We start from the raw sequence: 17043 nt of genomic DNA on the forward strand, positions 1-17043 counted from the left end.
CATGGACATCAAGCTCGAACTGATCGGCGTGCCCGTCACCGACATCGACCGGGCGAAGGCCTTCTACGAACGGGTCGGCTTCCACGCCGACCACGACGTCACCGTCAATGAGGAGATCCGCTTCGTCCAGCTGACGCCGCCCGGCTCCGCGTGCTCGATCGCCCTGGGCAAGGGGATCACCTCGATGACGCCGGGGTCGCTGGACAACCTGCAGGTGGTCGTCACCGACATCGAGGCGGCGCATGCGGAGCTCACGGCGCGGGGGATCGAGGTCACGGAGATCTCCGACCAGCCGTGGGGGTCCTTCGTCTACTTCGCCGACCCGGACGGCAACCGCTGGTCGGTCCAACAGACGACCCCGCGCGGGGCGGCCTAGCCCCCGCCCGTGTGGGCAATCGTCCCGCAGGGCGGGACGGGTGGGCACACGGGACGGCGCCTTCTCGCGGCGCCTCCGCGTTCCGCGCCTGGACCCGCACCACCGGCTCGGTGCACGGGGTGCGGGTCCAGGCTCGGGAGCCTCTGGCGCCGGCAGGGCGCGGGTCCGTTGTGCCCACCCGTTCCGCCCCGGCGGAACGCATGCCCACAACGGGGGCGGGCCGGTCAGTACGGGGCCGGGTGGCCCGTCGCGTCCTCGTGTGTGTAGAAGAGATAGAACGCCGCGCCGCCCGACACCCCTCCCACCACCAACCCGAGCACCGTCGACGAGTAGATGCTCGCGCCGGTCAGGCTGTACAGGAAGCCGACCGCGATGCCGCAGAGGGCGCCCCAGGCGGCCCCGCGGGCCTCGCGGGGCAAGGTGTGGCCGTAGCGCCGGAGGGCGTACAGCGCGACGGCGAGGACGATCGCCGAGACGAGGCCCAGCCAGAACTGTCCCCAGCTGAGCGCGCCGCCGCCGCGGGCGTTCACCTCCGCGTACAAGCCGTACAGGACGCCGACCGTGACCGGGAGTCCCCAGCCGTGCGTGCTGATCCGGCGCCTGGTGGGCGCCGCTGCGTGTGCGGCCATGGCAGGAGCTCCTCGTCTCTCGCCCCCCTGGTTCCGGGTCCCGCACCCTCCAGGGCACACCCGCGCCCGGTGCCCCGCAACTGGATCAAGGCCCTTCGGCGGCCACGGTCGCGAGGCGGTCCAGGGCCGCGTCGAGTACCGGTCGCGGCGGGGACGCGAGGCCCAGCCGGACCGCGTCGAACGCCACCCCGGGGCCCACGGCGAAGGCGCTGCCGGGGGTGACGGCCACGCCCGCGCGTGCGGCGGCCGCTGCCGTGAAGGTCTCCGCGCGCCAGGGCGCGGGCAGCAACCACCAGCAGTAGTACGCGTGCGGAGAGGTGCGGAGGGTGTGGCCGGCGAGCCGGTCCCGCACCAGGGCGTGCCGGGCCTCCGTGTCCGCCCGCTTGAGCGCCACCGCCTCGGCGACCGTCCCGTCCCCGGTCCAGCGGGTGGCGGCGGCGAGCGCGAGCCCGCCGGCCGTCCAGGCGCCGGAGCGCAGGGCGTCGGCCACGGGCACCCGGAGTCCCGACGGCACGACGAGGTAGCCGACGGTCAGTCCGGGGGCGAGCCGCTTGGAGAGGCTGTCGACGAGGAGGACCCGCTCGGGGGCGTGGGCGGCGAGCGGCGCGGGCGCGCCGGGGAGGAGGAAGGCCCAGGTGGTGTCCTCGACGGCCGTGAGGTCGAGGCGGCGCAGCAGCTCGGCGAGTTCGGCCCGCCGTCCTTCCCCGGCGGTGGTGGAGAGCGGGTTGTGGAGGGTGGGCTGGAGGTAGACGGCGGAGAGGGGCGCGCTCCGGTGAGCGGCCTCCAGGGCCTCCGGCCGTACTCCTTCCTCGTCCAGGGCGAGCGGTACCAGGCGGATGCCGAGGCGTTCCGCGACCGCCTTGACCAGGGGGTAGGTGAGTGCCTCGACGCCGAGGCGGCCGCCGGGCGGTACGAGGGCGGAGAGGGCGGCGGCGATGGCCTGGCGGCCGTTCCCGGCGAAGAGGACGCCGTCGGGGTCGGGTGCCCAGCCGGGCCGGGCGAGTACGGTCACCGCCGCGTCCCGGGCCTCGGCCGTACCGGTCGCGGCGGCCGGCCGGGACACGGCCTCGGCGAGCACGTCGGGCCGGGCGAGCGCCGCGAGGGCGCGGGCCATCAGCTCCGACTGGCCGTCGGCCGCGGGGTAGTTGAGCTGGAGGTCGACGGGCGCGGCGCCGGTCGCCTCGGCGAGGGCGGGCCCGGGCAGCGGGGGCGCGGCCCGGACGAAGGTGCCGCGTCCGACCTCGCCGACGACCAGGCCGCGGCGGGCCAGCTCCCCGTACACCCGTATCGCCGTCGAGTTCGCGATCCCGTGCCGGCGGGCGAAGACCCGCTGCGGCGGCAGCCGGTCGCCGGGGCGCAGCCGCCCGTCCCGTACGGCCGCCTCGACCCGGTCGGCGATCCTCCGGTACTCCTCCACGAGCCCCACCCCCTTCATTGCACCGAGAGCAAAGATCTTATTGCACCGAGGAGTTGGGGCTGCCTAGCCTGCCGTCATGCCCACCTTCTTCGAGGACCGGGGCACCGGCCCCGCTCTCCTCCTCGTCCACGGCCACCCCTTCGACCACACGATGTGGCAGCCGCAGATCGACCGCTTCTCCCGCACCCACCGCGTCATCACCCCCGACCTGCGGGGTTACGGCGCCACGCCGCTCGGTCCGACGAGCGGCTCCACCGGCCTCGGCGACTTCGCCGAGGACCTCATCGACCTCCTCGACGGCCTCGGCGTCGAGGAGTGCGTCCTCGCCGGCCTCTCCATGGGCGGCCAGATCGCCATGGAGCTCGTCCGCCGCCACCCCGAGCGCGTCCGGGGCCTCGTCCTCGCCGACACCTTCCCCGCCGCCGAGACCGAGGACGGCAAGAAGGCCCGGAACGCCATGGCCGAGCGGCTCCTGCGAGAGGGCATGCGCGGGTACGCCGACGAGGTGCTCGACCGGATGGTCGCCCCGTACAACACGCACGCCGCACCGCACGTCCACCGCATGATGTGCGCCACCGACCCGGTCGCCGCGGCCGCCGCCCTGCGCGGGCGGGCCGAGCGCCCCGACTACCGCAAGACGCTCACCACGGTCGCGGTGCCCGCGCTCGTCGTCGTCGGCCGGGACGACACGTACACCCCGGTGGCGGACGCCGAGGAGATGCACGCCCTGCTCCCCCACTCCACGCTCACCGTGATCGAACGGGCCGCGCACCTGCCGAACCTGGAGCGGCCCGAGGAGTTCGACGCGGCCCTCGACACCTTCCTCCGCTCACTCGTTCGGCCCCTTTGAAAGTTCGGAATCGTACGAACGCTCCGACGATGGGGCCATGAGCCAGAACACCGCACCCCGCCCGTCGGGCACCAAGCCGAGCAGCACCTCCGGCGCCTGGGCCGCCGGCGGCACCCTCTTCGCCGGCGTCCTCATGCTGGTCACCGGCTTCATGGACATCTTCCAGGGCATCGCAGGCATCGCCGAGGACGACGTCTACACCCGCATCGGCGACTACGTCTTCAAGTTCAACCTCACCACCTGGGGCTGGATCCATCTGATCCTCGGCGTCATCGTCGCCATCGCCGGCTTCGGCATCCTCAGGGGCGCGGAGTGGGGCCGGGTCGCCGGTATCGCCCTGGCCTCCCTCAACGTCCTCTTCCAGTTCCTCTTCCTGCCCTACCAGCCGTGGTGGGCGCTCTTCTCCATGGCCATCTCGATCTTCGTGATCTGGGCACTGGCCACGGACGACCGGTACGGCCCGGGCGAGACGTTCTGAGGCGCGGCCAGATGCGACGCACCAGACGTACGACCGGAGCCGTACTCGCCGCCGCCGCCCTCCTCGTCCCCCTCACCGGCTGCGACTCCGCCAAGGACAAGGCCGGCGAGATCGTCTCCTCCGCCACCGCGGCCGTCGCCTCGGCCGCCCAGGAGCAGATGAACAAGGTCAAGGACGGGGTGAACGCCGGCGGCGACGTCAAGGCCGGGCCGACGAGCACCGACGGGGACCGCACGGTCGCGGACATCACCGCGACCAACCCCAAGGACAAGACGGCCGACTACACGATCATGGTCAACTTCCGTGACGGGGACGGCAATCTGCTCGACTCCGTCGTCATGAACATCGACGGCGTCGAACCCGGACAGTCCAAGACCGGTACGGCACGCAGCAACCGGAGCCTGTCCGGTGCGACGAAGGCGGAGATCGCGCAGGCCCTGCGACACTGAGGCGCGTGGACGCACCGCAGCCCCTCCGGCCCAGGCGCCGATCCGCCGCCTGGGCCGCGGGGCTGCTCCTGGCCGTGCCCGCCGATCTCGACCTGCGGGACGGGCGCTGATCGGCCACGCTGGTAGGCATGGAGAACGAGGAGATCCTGGACGACATCGGCGCCCTCGTCGAGGAGGAACGCGCCCTGCGGGAGCGCGCGGGCACCGGCGGCCTCGTCCCCGAGGAACGCGCCCGCCTCGCCGACCTCGAGGTACGGCTCGACCAGTGCTGGGACCTGCTGCGACAGCGGCGCGCGAAGGCCGAATTCGGGGAGGACCCGGACGAGGCGACCCTCCGCCCGGCCACCGAGGTCGAGTCCTACCGCAACTAGCCGCCCCCCGTTGTGGGCCCGCGCCCCGCCGCCGTGTGGGCAATCGTCCCGCAGGGCGGGACGGGTGGGCACACGGGACGGCGCCCTCCCGCGGCGCCTCCGCGTTCCGCGCCTGGACCCGCGCCCCATGGTGCCGAGCGGGTGGTGCGGGTTCAGGCGCGTAAGCCTCTGGCGCCGGCAGGGGCGCCGTCCGTTGTGCCCACCCGTTCCGCCCCTTGCGGAACGCCTGCCCACAACGCGCGGAACGCCCGCCCACAACGCGCGGAACGCCCGCCCACAACGCCGCGCACCGCAGGCCCGCGGCGCCCCGTCGTACTTTGGTCGCATGGCACGGACCGCAGGACCCGTACGGATCGCCCCGCCCGTCTGGCTGACCACCGGGCTCAGGCCCGCCCCCGCGCCCGTCCCCTGGGCCGCCGTCCTCCGCGCCTCCGTCGCGATGTCGGCGCCGCTCGCCGTCGGGATGGCCACGGGCCGGCCCGCGTACGGCGCCCTCGTCTCCATGGGCGCCCTCTCCGGTGTCATCGGCGACACCGCCGACGCCTACCGCATGCGGGTGTTCAACATCGCCGTGCCGCAGCTGTTCGGCGCCCTCGGGGTGACCCTCGGGACCCTCGTCTTCGGGGAGGGTTGGCTCGCGGTCATCGCGCTCACCCTCGTCGCCCTCGTCTCCGGGATGATCTCCTCGATCGGCGCCGTCGCCTCCGTCTCCGGCCTCCTCCTGCTCCTCAACGCCGTCGTCGGCGCCGGCCTCCCCATGCCCGATCCCTGGTGGAAGGCGCCGCTGCTCCTCACCCTCGGCGGACTGTTCGTCCTCGTCCTCACGCTCCTCGGCTGGCCCATGCGCCGCGCCGCGCCCGAGCGGGAGGCCGTCGCCGCCACCTACCGCGCCGTCGCCGAGCTGTACGAGGCCACCGGTACCGGCTCGTACGACGAGAAGCGCCAGGCCGTCACCGCCTCCCTCAACCAGTCCTACGACCTGGTCCTCGCCCGCCGGGCCCGCCAGCACGGCCGCACCCCCTCCCTCGTGCGGATCCTCGCGCAGCTCAACGTCGTCATCCCGCTCGTCGAGGCCGCGCCCGCCGCCCATCTGCGGGCGCAGCTCTTCGGGCCGCTGTCCCCCGCGATCCCGGCGGCGGTGCGCGACCTCGCCGACGCCGTCGAGGAGGGCCGCACCGGGGCCCCGGTGCTCGATCTGCCGACGCCCGAGCGGCCCGCCGAGAAGGCCGTGGACCACGCCCTGCGGCACGCGGCGGCCGTCGTCCTTCCCCAAGCTCTCGGCTTCGCGCGAGCAGGGGAGACCCCATCGGCCGACCCCGATCCGTACAACGTCGACGACCGCCTCGGCCGCCCCGCCGCGCTCCGCGTCCGCGCCCGCCGGGCGACCCGCGCCGTCCTGCTCTCCGAGGCGTCCTGGCGGTACGGCCTGCGGCTCGCGCTCTGCATCGGTCTGGCGCAGGCCCTGGTGTCGCTGATCGCCGTGCCCCGCTCGTACTGGGTCGCGCTCACCGTCACCTTCGTGATGAAGCCCGACTTCGGCTCGGTCTTCTCCCGCGCCGTGCTCCGCGCCGCGGGCACCGCCGCCGGACTCGTCCTCGCCGCCCTCGTGCTCTCCGAGGTGCCGCGCGGCTGGTGGGACGTGCCGGTCATGTTCGTGCTCGCGGCCCTGATCCCGGCCTCCTCCGCGAAGGGGTACGCCTTCCAGACGGCGGCCATCACCCCGGTCATCCTGCTCCTCTCCGACCTGCTCAACCACCAGGGCTTCGACCTCGTCCTGCCCCGCCTGTACGACTCGCTCATCGGCTGCGGGATCGCCCTGGTCGCCGGCTATCTGCTCTGGCCCGAGTCCTGGCACGCCCGGGTCGGGGACCGGCTCGCGGACGCGGTCGCCGACACCGCCGCGTACGTGGCGCGGGCCTTCGGCGGCGACACGGACCAGGCCGGCCGGCTGCGGGCCCGGCGGAAGCTCTACCGCGATCTGTCCACCGTCCGCTCCGAGTTCCAGCGGGCCCTGACCGAACCGCCGCCCACCGGCACCCGCGCCGCCGCCTGGTGGCCGCTCGTCGTGGCCGTGGAGCGGATCGTGGACGCGACGACCGCGGCCAGGATCCGGGTCGACCACGGCGCCCCCGCACCCGACCCGGCGGAGGTCGCCGACGTGGAGCGCGAGTTGCGGGAGCTCGCGGACGGACTGCGCGGCACCGACACCCTCGTGGAGGTCCGCACGGAGCTCCCCGGCGACGAGAACGGAGTCCTCGCACCCCTCCGCCAGGAGGTCGGCGCGGCCCGCGCCATCGCCGGTCCCGACCTGCGGTAAACCTTCCTCAGGGGGCGTACGGGAGAACTTACCGGCGGTCACGGAACGGAACCCTCCCCACCGCCGTTACCGGAAGCCACTCGGGCGACTACGATGCGCTCGATTCACCGTGATCCGCGCCCGCCGCCGTCGGCAACCGGCCCGGCGAGCACGCCACTTAGCCGTGCCCTGCCCCGCCTCGCCTCCCCGCCCCCCGAGGACCCGCCATGCGCACCACCACGAACAGAGGGCTCCAGCCCAACGTCCTCGGTACCTTCGACACGATCGTGATGGCCGTCGCCGGCAGCGCCCCCGCCTATTCGCTGGCCGCGACCACCGCCGTCCTCTTCGGCGCGGTCGGCCTCGCAGGACCCGCCGCCCTGCTCTACTGCGCGATACCGATGCTCGGCATCGTCCTCGCGTACGCCCGCCTCGGCCGCATCGACGTCAACGCCGGAGCCGGCTACTCCTGGGTGGGCCGCACCCTCCACCCCTTCCTCGGCTTCCTCTCCGGCTGGGCGCTCGTCTTCGCCGCCACCGTGTTCATGGTGGCCGGGTCGCTGCCCGCCGGCACCCTCACGCTCTCGCTGATCAGCCCCGGGCTCGCCGACTCGACCCCGCTCGCGGCGGCCGTCGGCGCCGGCTGGTTCCTGATGATGCTGCTCGTCGTCCTGGGCGGCGCCCGGCTCACCGTACGGGCGCAGCTTGTGATGTCCGGCGTCGAGATGCTGATCCTGCTCGGCTTCGTCCTCGCCGCCGTCGCGCACCGCGGCCGGGCCACCGCCTTCGACTGGTCCTGGTTCGCCCTGGACCGCTTCCACGGGCCCGAGGGCTTCGCCGCCGGGGCGCTGATCGCCGCGTTCTACTACTGGGGCTGGGACGTCACCAGCAACCTCAGCGAGGAGACCCGCGACAGCCGCCGCACCGCCGGACTCGCCGCGCTCGTCGGCGTCGGCTTCGTCTTCCTCCTCTTCGAGGCCTTCACCGTCGCCGTCAACGTCCTCCTGACCGCCGACGAGATCCGGGACGCCGGACCCAACGTCCTCGCCGTCCTCGGCCAGGAGATCTGGCCCGGCGTCGGCGGCAAGCTCCTCGTCGTCGCCGTCCTCCTGTCCACGGTCGCCACCCTGGAGACCACCCTCCTCCAGGTCACCCGCTCCCTCTTCGCGATGGGCCGCGACCGGACCTTGCCCTCCGCGCTCGGCCTCGTGCACCGCCGCTGGAACACCCCGTGGGTCGCGATCGCCGCCGTCGGCGGCGCCGCCCTCCTGATGTTCTGCGCGGCCGCGGCCGCCGGCTCCGTGCAGCGCATCCTCAGCGACGCCGTCGCCGCGATCGGCCTCCAGATCGCCTTCTACTACGGCCTCGCGGGCATCGCCGCCGTCGTCGCGTACAAGGCGGTCCTGTTCCGCTCCGCACGGAACCTGATCCTCGGCGGGCTGTGGCCGCTGCTCGGCTCCGCGTTCATGCTGTGGGCCTTCGTCGAATCGCTCGGCGAACTCTCCACGACCGCCGTCATCATCGGCCTCGGCGGACTGCTCCTCGGCGTGGTCCCGCTGCTCGTGTACTGGCGCAAGGGCAGCGACTACTACCGCCCGGCCCGCCTGGACGCCGTCCGCGCCCTGGAGGCGGCGGAGGGCTCGGCCCCGGCCACGCGCCCGCGTACCGGAACCCGCGACAAGAGCTACGCGACGGACTTCTGACGCCCGCACCTGCGGACCCAGCGACTTCTTCCTACGGCAGCCGAACCCGAAGGAGGCCCCCGATGGCCGTACGCCGCCGCTCCGCGCGCCCGGCACGTCCGGAGCGCTTCGCGCCCGACTTCGACCCGGACTTCGGGGACCGGGCGCTGACCGACGCGCGCCACGACATCGTCATCGGCCGCTGGCAGGGCGTACGGGATCTGCTCGCCGCCACCGGTACGGACTGGGCGCGCCGCACGCACCGGCTGCGGCTCCTGTCGCACGCCGCCGCCGGCAGCTCCACCGTCGAGACCTGGCGGGCCGCCGAACCGGGCAACCCCGACGCGGCCGTGCTGCGGGCGGCGACCGAGGTGGTACGGGTCTTCGACGCGGCCATCGCGGCCGGCCGGGGCGCCAGCATGGAACGGGGCCGGATCGACGCGGCCGTCGACGCCTGCCGGGGCGCGGCCGAGGCGGCACCGGCCGACCCGATGCCCTGGGTCTCGCTGCTCTCCGTGGCGCGTCTGTACGAGGGCGGGGTGCCGCGCCGGGAACTGCGGCACTGGTTCGACGAGTTGCGGCGCCGCGACCCGTACAACACCGAGGGACACATCCAGGTCCTTCGCTACTGGTCGGCGCGGTGGCACGGCACGCACGGCAGCATGTACGACTTCGCCCGCGACGCGGCGGGCGTGGCGCCGCCCGGCTCCCCGCTGCCGGTCCTGGTGCAGGTGGCCCGCGTCGAGGAGTACCGCTACATCGCGGACGGGGCACTCGGCCGGGGGCCGGTGCGCGGCTTCGACCAGCACTGGAAGCACGAGCTCGCGGTGACGGAGCTGCGCCGCACCCACGCGCGCTGGATCGGCGGCAGGGACCCGGAGCAGCCGGTGGCGCCGGAGGAGGTCGCGGACCTCAACTTCCTCGCGCACGCGGCCTGCTACGCGGGGCAGGTGGAGATCGCGCGAGAGCTCCTCGGGATGCTCGGGACGCGCGCGGCATGGGTGCCGTGGGCGTACACCGGGGATCCCGAGGAGCAGTTCGTCCGCTTCAGGGACGGCCTGGACGTGAGCTGATCGCCTCAGGCTCGGGGGCTCACACGCCGATGTCGCGCCCGTCCGCACGCCACACGGAGACGACGGCCGGGCGGACGATCCTGCCGGGTCCGTCGGGCCAGACGGAGGCGGGCTTCTCGACGGAGGCGCCGTCGATCTCGCCCGGGTGCTGCACGGAGACCAGGACGCGGCGGTCCTGGACGAGCGGGCCGCAGGTCTCGGCGCCGGTCGGCACGGTCAGGAACTGCTTGAGCTCACCGCGCCGCTCGCCGCGCGTGGCCACGCCGAACAGGCCGTCGTGCGAGCCGAGCTGGTTGCCGTCGGTGGAGATCCACAGGTTGCCGTGCGGGTCGAAGGCGACGTTGTCCGGGCAGGAGATCGGGGAGACCTTCTCCTTCGGGAAGCCGCCGAAGTAGGTGGCCGGGTCGTTCGGGTCGCCGGCGACGAGGAACAGACGCCAGGCGAAGCCGTCGGAGGACGGGTCGTCCCAGTGCTCGGAGAGTTCCAGGATGTGGCCGTGCTTGTTGACGTTGCGCGGGTTGGCCTCGTCGGCGGGGGCGTTGCCGGTGGTGCCGCGCTTGGAGTTGTTGGTGAGCGCGACGTAGACGCGGCCGCTGCGCGGGGACGGCTCGACGTCCTCGGGCCGGTCCATCTTGGTGGCGCCGACCTTGTCACCGGCGAGACGGGAGAAGACGTACACCTCCTCGGCGGTCATGCCGGGCACGTGCGAGACGGCACCGTCGGGACCGGCGGTCGCGAGCGGGATCCAGACGCCGGAGCCGTCGAACTCGCCGTCGCTCGGAAGCTTCCCGGTGCCGTCGATCTCCGCGGCCGGCGAGTCGCCGGTGAACTTGGCGACGTAGAGGGTGCCCTCGTCGAGGAGGGTGAGGTTGTGCTCGTGGGCGGACCGGGAGGACCCCTTCTTCATCCGCTTCGAGGAGACGAACTTGTAGAGGTAGTCGAACCGCTCGTCGTCACCCATGTAGACGACGGGACGGCCGTCCTCGGTGAGGCGGGGCTGCGCGGCCTCGTGCTTGAAGCGGCCGAGGGCGGTGCGCTTGCGGGGCGTGGACTCGGGGTCGTACGGGTCGAGCTCGACGACCCAGCCGAAGCGGTGCGACTCGTTCGGCTCCTGCTTGAGGTCGAAGCGCTTGTCGAACCGCTCCCACTTGCGCTCGGAGGCGCCGGTGCCGATGCCGTACCGCTTGTCGGTGGCGCTCGACCCGTTGGCGAAGTACTGGTTGAAGTTCTCCTCGCCGTGGAGCGTGGTGCCCCAGGGGGTGGTGCCGCCGGAACAGTTGTTGAGCGTGCCGAGGACGGTACGGCCCTCCGGGTCGGCGGAGGTCCTGACGAGGTCGCTGCCGGCGACGGGCCCGGTCAGCTCGAACTCGCTGGTCGCGGTGAGACGCCGGTTGAGCCGATGGCGGGTGACGGCGGTCAGCTTGCCCGTCCGGTACTCCTCCTGGACCACGACGACACCGAGGCCGTGGGCGGCCCAGGCGATCTCGACCTGCTCGCGGGTCGGGTTCTCGGGGTCGTACCCCCGGAACATCAGCACCTCGTCGGTGTACTCGTGGTTGGCGACGAGGACCTGGCGGTGCGGCTCGTGGCGCAGCGGCAGGAGGGAGAGGAAGTCGTTGTTGTAACCGAACTGGCCGGCCTGGGCGGCGGCGGTCTGGTTCTCGGAGTCGAAGGCGGGCGCGCCGCGGAGGATGGGCTCGCCCCAGCGGATGACCACGTTCTGCTCGTACCCGGCGGGGACGGTGACCCGGTCGTCGGTGTTGGGCGCGACGGGCGCGAAGCGCAGGCCGCGGGCGCCGTCGACGGGCTGCGGCTTCTGCGCGCTCGCCGCCTCGGCCGCGGGCGCGTTCCCGAGGGTGACGGCCCCGCCGACGGCGGAGGCGACGGTCACGACGGCGGCGGCGCGGAGGGCGGAACGGCGGGAGAGGGCGCCGGCTATGACGTCGCCGACGTACTCGTTGTCGCTGGTGTTGGGCACCTCGTGGAAGCAGGCGTCACCGCAGCGGAACCGGCAGGTGAGAGCGGAACGGCCGCCGCCGTGGGGGTTCGTGCTCAGCAGGGGCAGCAGTTTGCGCACTTCGTCCTCCTGTTATCGGATTCCTTCGGCGGCGACGCTATGTGCGTAGATCTGCACAGGGACGGCGTGGGAGTGAACGCCGAATGAATGCGCGGCATCCGGGGGCGACCGGGTCATCGGAGGAGGAGGGGGTGGCCGCTAACCTTACGTGTCCGCCCTGGCCAGGGATGAACGTCCCGAAACGCCCAGTACGGACATTCACACTGCACCCCCACTCATGCGAAAGGGTTCGCCCATGGGTATTCGGAGCATGCTGCGCAAGGTGTTCGGCCGGGACCGCGAGGAATCCCCGGCAACCTCCGTCCCGCCCCAGACGCGTGAGACCCCGGAGGCCACGACCGCGCCGGACGCCCCGGCGACCCCGGAAGCGGCGGCGCGCCGCGCGGCGGACGACCTGGTGGCGGCGTCGTTCGACAACCCGCAGATCCCGAAGGCACGGACGGCGGAGGCGGGCGAGCCGGAAGCGGCCGCGGCTTCCGTCACCGAGCCGGCCGAGGCGGCCCCGGCGGAGCCGGAGCCGACCACGGAGGCGGCCGAGCCGGAGGCCGAGGCCGTCGAGGCGGCCGAGCCGGAGGCGCCTGTCGCCGCGGAGGAGCCCGAACTCGCCGCGGAGGTGCAGGAGGAGGCGGCGGAGCCCGCTCCCGCTGCCGAGGCCACCGAGGCGGACGCCCCCGAAGCTGCTGCGGAGCAGCAGCAAGAGGCGCCCGCCGCCGAAGCAACCGACGAGGCGGCGGAGCCGGAGGCTGACGCCGCGGACGAGCCGCAGGCCGAGGCCGTCGAGGCGGCCGAGCCGGAGGCGCCTGTCGCCGCGGAGGAGCCCGAACTCGCCGCGGAGGTGCGGGAGGAGGCGGCGGAGCCCGCCGCCGAGGCCACCGAGCCGGAGGAGGAGGCCACGGAGGAACCGCAGGCCGAGGCCACCGAGGCCGACGCCCCCGAAGCTGCTGCGGAGCAGCAGCAGGAGGAGGCGCCCGCCGCCGAAGCCACCGACGAGGCGGCGGAGCCCGAGACGGACGCCGACGACGAGCCGCAGGCCGAGGTCACCACCCCGGCGGAGCCGGTCGCCGTCGCGGCCGCGGAGCCCGAGGCCGAGGTCGCCCCCGAGCCCGAGGCTCAGGCCGACGAGGTCACGGCCGCCCCCGCGCTCCCCCTCGCCGCCCTCAAGGCCTCCGCCCCGCACCTCGCCGACGCGTACAAGGCCGCCGGAGCGCAGCTCAAGAAGCAGGGGCTCACGGGCGCGCGGGCCGCCGTGTATCTCGTCGTCGACCGGTCCGGGTCGATGCGCGGGTACTTCAAGGACGGTTCCGTGCAGCGTCTCGCCGAGCAGGTCACCGCGCTCGCGGCGCACCTCGACGAGGCCGCCACCGTCACGACCGTGTTCTTCTCGACGGACATCGACGGCACCGTCGACCTGGCGCCCGCCGACCTCACCCCCACCCGCATCGACGAGGTCAACGCCACCCTCGGCCGCCTGGGCCGTACCAACTACCACCGGGCGGTCGAAGAGGTCCTCGCGCACCACGAGAAGCACGACCCGGCCCGCCCGGCGCTCGTCGTGTTCCAGACGGACGGCGCCCCGGAGTCGAAGACGGCCGCCACGCAGGCGCTCGCCGAGGCCGCCGACCGCCCGCTGCACTGGCGGTTCGTGGCCTGGGGCGAGGAGGACAACAAGGCCTTCGACTTCCTCCGGAAGCTCGACGGCACCCCCCGTACCGGCACGTACTTCGCGGGCGTGACCCCCGTCGAGACGGCGCACACGGCGTTCTACCGGGGTCTGCTCGCCGGCCTGGAGTTCTAGGAACGAGCGGCGGGGGTGACGGTGACCGGCAGGGTCACCGTCACCACCAGCCCGCCGCCCTCGCCCGCGCCCCGGGCCACGGCCCGCACCGCGCCCCCGTGCGCGACGGCGATCGACCGCACGATGGAGAGCCCGAGCCCCGCGCCGGGCCCCATCCGGTCCCGCCCCTCCCCGCGCCGGAAGGGCTCGAAGAGCCCGTCGACCTCGCCCTCCGGGACGACCGGGCCCGTGTTGACGACGGTCAGGACCCCGGGCTCCTCGACCCGTACCGCCACCTCACCGCCCCCACCGGGCAGGTTGTACGCCTCCGCGTTCGCGACGAGGTTCCGTACGAGGTGCGCGAGCAGCACCCGGCTGCCCCGTACGACACCCCCGTCACCCGCCACGCACGCGTGCGCGTACTCGTCCGAGACGACCTCGCCGAGAGACACGTCCTCCCGTTCGGAGAGCCCGCGCTCGCTGCGGGCGAGGAGCAGCAGCCCGTCGATGAGGCGCTCGCTGCGAAGGTTGCTGTCGAGCAGGATCTGTCGCACGTCGCAACGGTCGTCGAGACCCACCTGGATCGCGGCGCGCTGGGTGGCGAGCGGGGTCCGCAGCTCGTGGGAGGCGTTGGCGATGAACCGGCGCTGGCTGTCGAAGGCGGTCTCCAGGCGTCCGAGCAGCGCGTCGATCGTGTCGCCGAGCTCCTTGAGCTCGTCGTCGGGCCCGCGCACGTCGAGCCTCTCGTCGAGGCCGGAGAGCCGCCGGGCCCGCGCGGTCATCTCGTGGACGGGCCGCAGGACGCGCCCTGCGGTCCACCACCCCACCACGACCGCGCCGCAGGCCATGACGAGCAGGGCCATGCAGGACCACATGAGCATCTGCTCGCCGGCGGCCCGGCTGACGTCGTCGCCGATCCGGTACGCCTCGACGACGGCGACGTCGTCCGCACGCGCGACGATGGCGTCCGCGTCGGCGTCCGTACCGGCCCTGACCAGCAGGTTCACCACGAGCAACAGAAGGGCGCCGAGGACCAGGAACACGCCTCCGTAGACGAGCGCGATCCGGGTGCGGATGGTGGAACCGGCGCCGAGGACGGACTCGCTCACAGCACGTACCCCACGCCCTGCACGGTCCGGACGAGCCCCGGCTCGCCGAGCTTCCCGCGCAGCTTGCTCATGCAGACGCGTACGGCCCCGGTGAAGGGGTCGGCGTGGGCGTCCCAGGCGCGTTCGAGGAGCTCCTCGGCGGAGACGACGGCGCCGTCGGCCTCCAGGAGGATCTGGAGGACGGAGAACTCCTTGGGGGAGAGGTCGAGGTCCCGCCCGTCACGGACGGCGGTCCGCCGGACGGTGTCCATGACCAGCCCGTCGCGTGCGAGGAGGGGCGGCAGGGCGGGCCGGGCGGAGCGCCGCCGGAGGGCGCGGACGCGGGAGACCAGCTCGGGGAAGTCGAAGGGCTTGCCGAGGTAGTCGTCGGCGCCGAGGTCGAGGCCTTCGACCCGGTCCTCGACGGCGGAGGAGGCGGTGAGCATGAGGATCCGGGTGGGGGACCCGGCGGCGAGGAGCCGCCGGGCCACGTCGTCGCCGTGGACACGGGGCAGGTCACGATCGAGGACGAGCACGTCGTACGGACCGAGGGCGGCGCCGCCGTACGTGGAAGGCCCCGGTGGCTCCACGGCGCCGCCGTACGAAGGCGGCCCCGGGGGCTCCACGGCACCGCCGTCCCCGTGCAGGCCCAGCCGTTCCAGGGCGTCGTCGCCCGCGTGGACGGTGTCGACGGCGAAGCCCGCCCGCCGGAGGCCGGTGGCGAGGAGCGCGGCGAGGTCCCGCTCGTCCTCGGCTACGAGTACACGCATGCGGCCCATCCTTCCCGAGGAGGGCCACGGGGCCCGCCCCCGCCCCACCCCGCCTTATCGATGTGAGTGGATCTTCGTCGGGCCGTTAGGATTTCGACCATGGCGGCCACTGGATCCGAGAAGCAGGGGGCGAAGGCGTTCTACGTCACGACCCCCATCTACTACGTCAACGACGCTCCTCACCTGGGCCACGCCTACACGACCGTCGCAGGCGACGTGCTCACGCGCTGGCACCGTCAGCGCGGCGAGAAGGTGTGGTACCTCACCGGCACGGACGAGCACGGTCAGAAGATCATGCGCACGGCCGAGGCGAACAACGTCACGCCCCAGGCCTGGTGCGACAAGCTCGTCGAGGAGGCGTGGAAGCCCCTCTGGGAGCACCTGAACATCGCGAACGACGACTTCATCCGCACCACGCAGAAGCGTCACACCGACCGCGTCCAGGAGTTCGTGCAGGACCTGTACGACAAGGACGAGATCTACAAGGGCGGGTACGAAGGCCCGTACTGCGTGGGCTGCGAGGAGTACAAGCTCCCGGGCGATCTCATCGAGGCCGAGGACGGCACGAAGCTGTGCCCGATCCACAAGAAGCCGGTGGAGATCCTCAAGGAGGAGAACTACTTCTTCAAGCTGAGCGAGTACGGCCCGAAGCTGCTGGAGTTCTACGAGGCGAACCCGGGCTTCATCCAGCCGGAGTCGGCCCGCAACGAGGTCGTGAACTTCGTCAAGCAGGGCCTGCAGGACCTCTCCATCTCGCGGTCGACGTTCGACTGGGGCATCCCGATCCCGTGGGACGAGAAGCACGTCATCTACGTGTGGGTCGACGCGCTCCTGAACTACGCGACGGCCGTCGGCTACAACGAGAACCCGGCGAAGTTCGAGGAGACCTTCCCGGCGAACGTGCACCTGGTCGGCAAGGACATCCTGCGGTTCCACGCGGTGATCTGGCCGGCGATGCTGATGGCACAGGGCCTCCCGGTGCCGGGCAAGGTCGCGGCCAACGGCTGGCTGATGGTCGGCGGCGAGAAGATGTCGAAGTCGAACCTGACGGGCATCAAGCCGCAGGACCTGACCTCGCACTTCGGTGTGGACGCGTACCGCTGGTACTTCCTGCGGGCGATCGCGTTCGGCAGCGACGGCTCGTTCTCGTGGGAGGACTTCACCGCCCGCTACACGTCCGAGCTGGCGAACGACTACGGCAACCTGGCGTCCCGTGTCGCGGCGATGGTCGGCAAGTACTTCGGAGGCGAGCTGCCGGCGTCGACGGCCGACGGCGACGCGGAGAAGGCGGTCCACGAGGGCCTGGCGAAGGCCGTGGCGACGGCCGACGCGAAGATCGGCGAGGAGCTGGACTTCCAGGGCGGCATCCTGGCGATCTTCGACTTCGTGAAGCAGGTCAACGGCTACATCACGGAGCAGGAGCCGTGGAAGGTCGCGAAGGACGACTCGCCGGAGGGCAGGGCCCGCCTGGCGACCATCCTCTACACGGCCGCCGAGTCGCTCCGCGCCGTCGCCGTCCTCCTCAACCCGATCATGCCGGAGACCTCGCAGGCCCTCTGGGAGTCCCTGGGCGCGGAGGCGTCCCTGGGCGCCCTGGCGGCGCAGCCGGTCCAGTCCTCGGGCACGTGGGGGCAGCTGCCGGCCGGTGCGACGGTGACGAAGGGCGCGGTGCTGTTCCCGCGCCTGGAGGACCCGAAGAAGGACTGACACCAC

At 73.1% G+C, this 17043-nt stretch carries 15 protein-coding genes; 10 read left to right on the forward strand and 5 right to left on the reverse strand.

Annotated elements, in window-relative coordinates:
* The first annotated feature begins 1 nt into the window (after position 1).
* Positions 2-376, forward strand: coding sequence for a VOC family protein (locus tag AB5J54_RS19595; protein WP_369145207.1), 375 nt, complete (start codon positions 2-4; stop codon positions 374-376).
* A gap of 224 nt (positions 377-600) precedes the next feature.
* On the opposite strand, the gene AB5J54_RS19600 is transcribed toward AB5J54_RS19595, so the two are convergent.
* Positions 601-1005 carry a hypothetical protein gene (locus AB5J54_RS19600; protein WP_369145208.1) on the reverse strand — a complete coding sequence of 135 codons (405 nt, stop codon included), beginning with the start codon at positions 1003-1005 and terminating at the stop codon, positions 601-603.
* An 85-nt stretch (positions 1006-1090) separates the two neighbouring features.
* The gene (locus tag AB5J54_RS19605; RefSeq protein WP_369145209.1) at positions 1091-2422 is read right to left on the reverse strand and encodes a PLP-dependent aminotransferase family protein; all 1332 of its coding nucleotides are present in this window, start codon (positions 2420-2422) and stop codon (positions 1091-1093) included.
* 76 nt (positions 2423-2498) lie between these two features.
* Here AB5J54_RS19605 and AB5J54_RS19610 point away from each other — a divergent pair, with 76 nt between their 5' ends.
* From AB5J54_RS19610 to AB5J54_RS19640, 7 genes are all read left to right on the forward strand, one after another.
* The gene (locus AB5J54_RS19610) at positions 2499-3272 is read left to right on the forward strand and encodes an alpha/beta fold hydrolase (RefSeq protein ID WP_369145210.1); all 774 of its coding nucleotides are present in this window, start codon (positions 2499-2501) and stop codon (positions 3270-3272) included.
* Positions 3273-3309: 37 nt separating this feature from the next.
* Entirely contained in the window at positions 3310-3750 is a 441-nt protein-coding gene (locus tag AB5J54_RS19615; RefSeq protein WP_369145211.1) for a hypothetical protein, read from the forward strand.
* Between the two features lie 11 nt (positions 3751-3761).
* The gene (locus tag AB5J54_RS19620; RefSeq protein WP_369145212.1) at positions 3762-4199 is read left to right on the forward strand and encodes a hypothetical protein; all 438 of its coding nucleotides are present in this window, start codon (positions 3762-3764) and stop codon (positions 4197-4199) included.
* Positions 4200-4327: 128 nt separating this feature from the next.
* Complete coding sequence (locus AB5J54_RS19625) at positions 4328-4570, forward strand: DUF2630 family protein (RefSeq protein WP_369145213.1); 243 nt, start codon at positions 4328-4330, stop codon at positions 4568-4570.
* A 325-nt stretch (positions 4571-4895) separates the two neighbouring features.
* Positions 4896-6887: an FUSC family protein gene (locus AB5J54_RS19630; RefSeq protein ID WP_369145214.1), complete on the forward strand. Its 1992-nt coding sequence runs from the start codon at positions 4896-4898 to the stop codon at positions 6885-6887.
* A 206-nt stretch (positions 6888-7093) separates the two neighbouring features.
* Entirely contained in the window at positions 7094-8569 is a 1476-nt protein-coding gene (locus AB5J54_RS19635; RefSeq protein WP_369145215.1) for an APC family permease, read from the forward strand.
* Positions 8570-8631: 62 nt separating this feature from the next.
* A complete protein-coding gene (locus tag AB5J54_RS19640; RefSeq protein WP_369145216.1) occupies positions 8632-9621 on the forward strand; it encodes a hypothetical protein in 990 nt (329 codons plus the stop codon).
* Between the two features lie 19 nt (positions 9622-9640).
* Here AB5J54_RS19640 and AB5J54_RS19645 read toward each other — a convergent pair whose 3' ends face one another.
* Positions 9641-11698, reverse strand: a complete 2058-nt coding sequence (locus AB5J54_RS19645) for a PhoX family phosphatase (protein ID WP_369145217.1) — start codon at positions 11696-11698, stop codon at positions 9641-9643.
* Between the two features lie 235 nt (positions 11699-11933).
* Here AB5J54_RS19645 and AB5J54_RS19650 point away from each other — a divergent pair, with 235 nt between their 5' ends.
* Positions 11934-13493, forward strand: coding sequence for a VWA domain-containing protein (locus AB5J54_RS19650; RefSeq protein WP_369145218.1), 1560 nt, complete (start codon positions 11934-11936; stop codon positions 13491-13493).
* Here AB5J54_RS19650 and AB5J54_RS19655 read toward each other — a convergent pair.
* On the reverse strand, positions 13490-14581 hold the full coding sequence (locus AB5J54_RS19655; RefSeq protein ID WP_369145220.1) for an ATP-binding protein: 1092 nt from the start codon (positions 14579-14581) through the stop codon (positions 13490-13492). The two genes, AB5J54_RS19650 and AB5J54_RS19655, sit on opposite strands and share 4 nt — an antisense overlap.
* Positions 14578-15330 carry a response regulator transcription factor gene (locus AB5J54_RS19660; protein WP_369145221.1) on the reverse strand — a complete coding sequence of 251 codons (753 nt, stop codon included), beginning with the start codon at positions 15328-15330 and terminating at the stop codon, positions 14578-14580. Before AB5J54_RS19660 ends, AB5J54_RS19655 begins: the two co-directional genes overlap by 4 nt.
* Before the next feature lie 99 nt (positions 15331-15429).
* On the opposite strand from AB5J54_RS19660, the gene metG reads away from it, so the two are divergent.
* Positions 15430-17037, forward strand: a complete 1608-nt coding sequence (gene metG / locus AB5J54_RS19665) for a methionine--tRNA ligase (RefSeq protein ID WP_369145222.1) — start codon at positions 15430-15432, stop codon at positions 17035-17037.
* Positions 17038-17043: the final 6 nt, after the last annotated feature.

This window comes from Streptomyces sp. R44 (assembly GCF_041053105.1).
GTDB lineage: Bacteria > Actinomycetota > Actinomycetes > Streptomycetales > Streptomycetaceae > Streptomyces.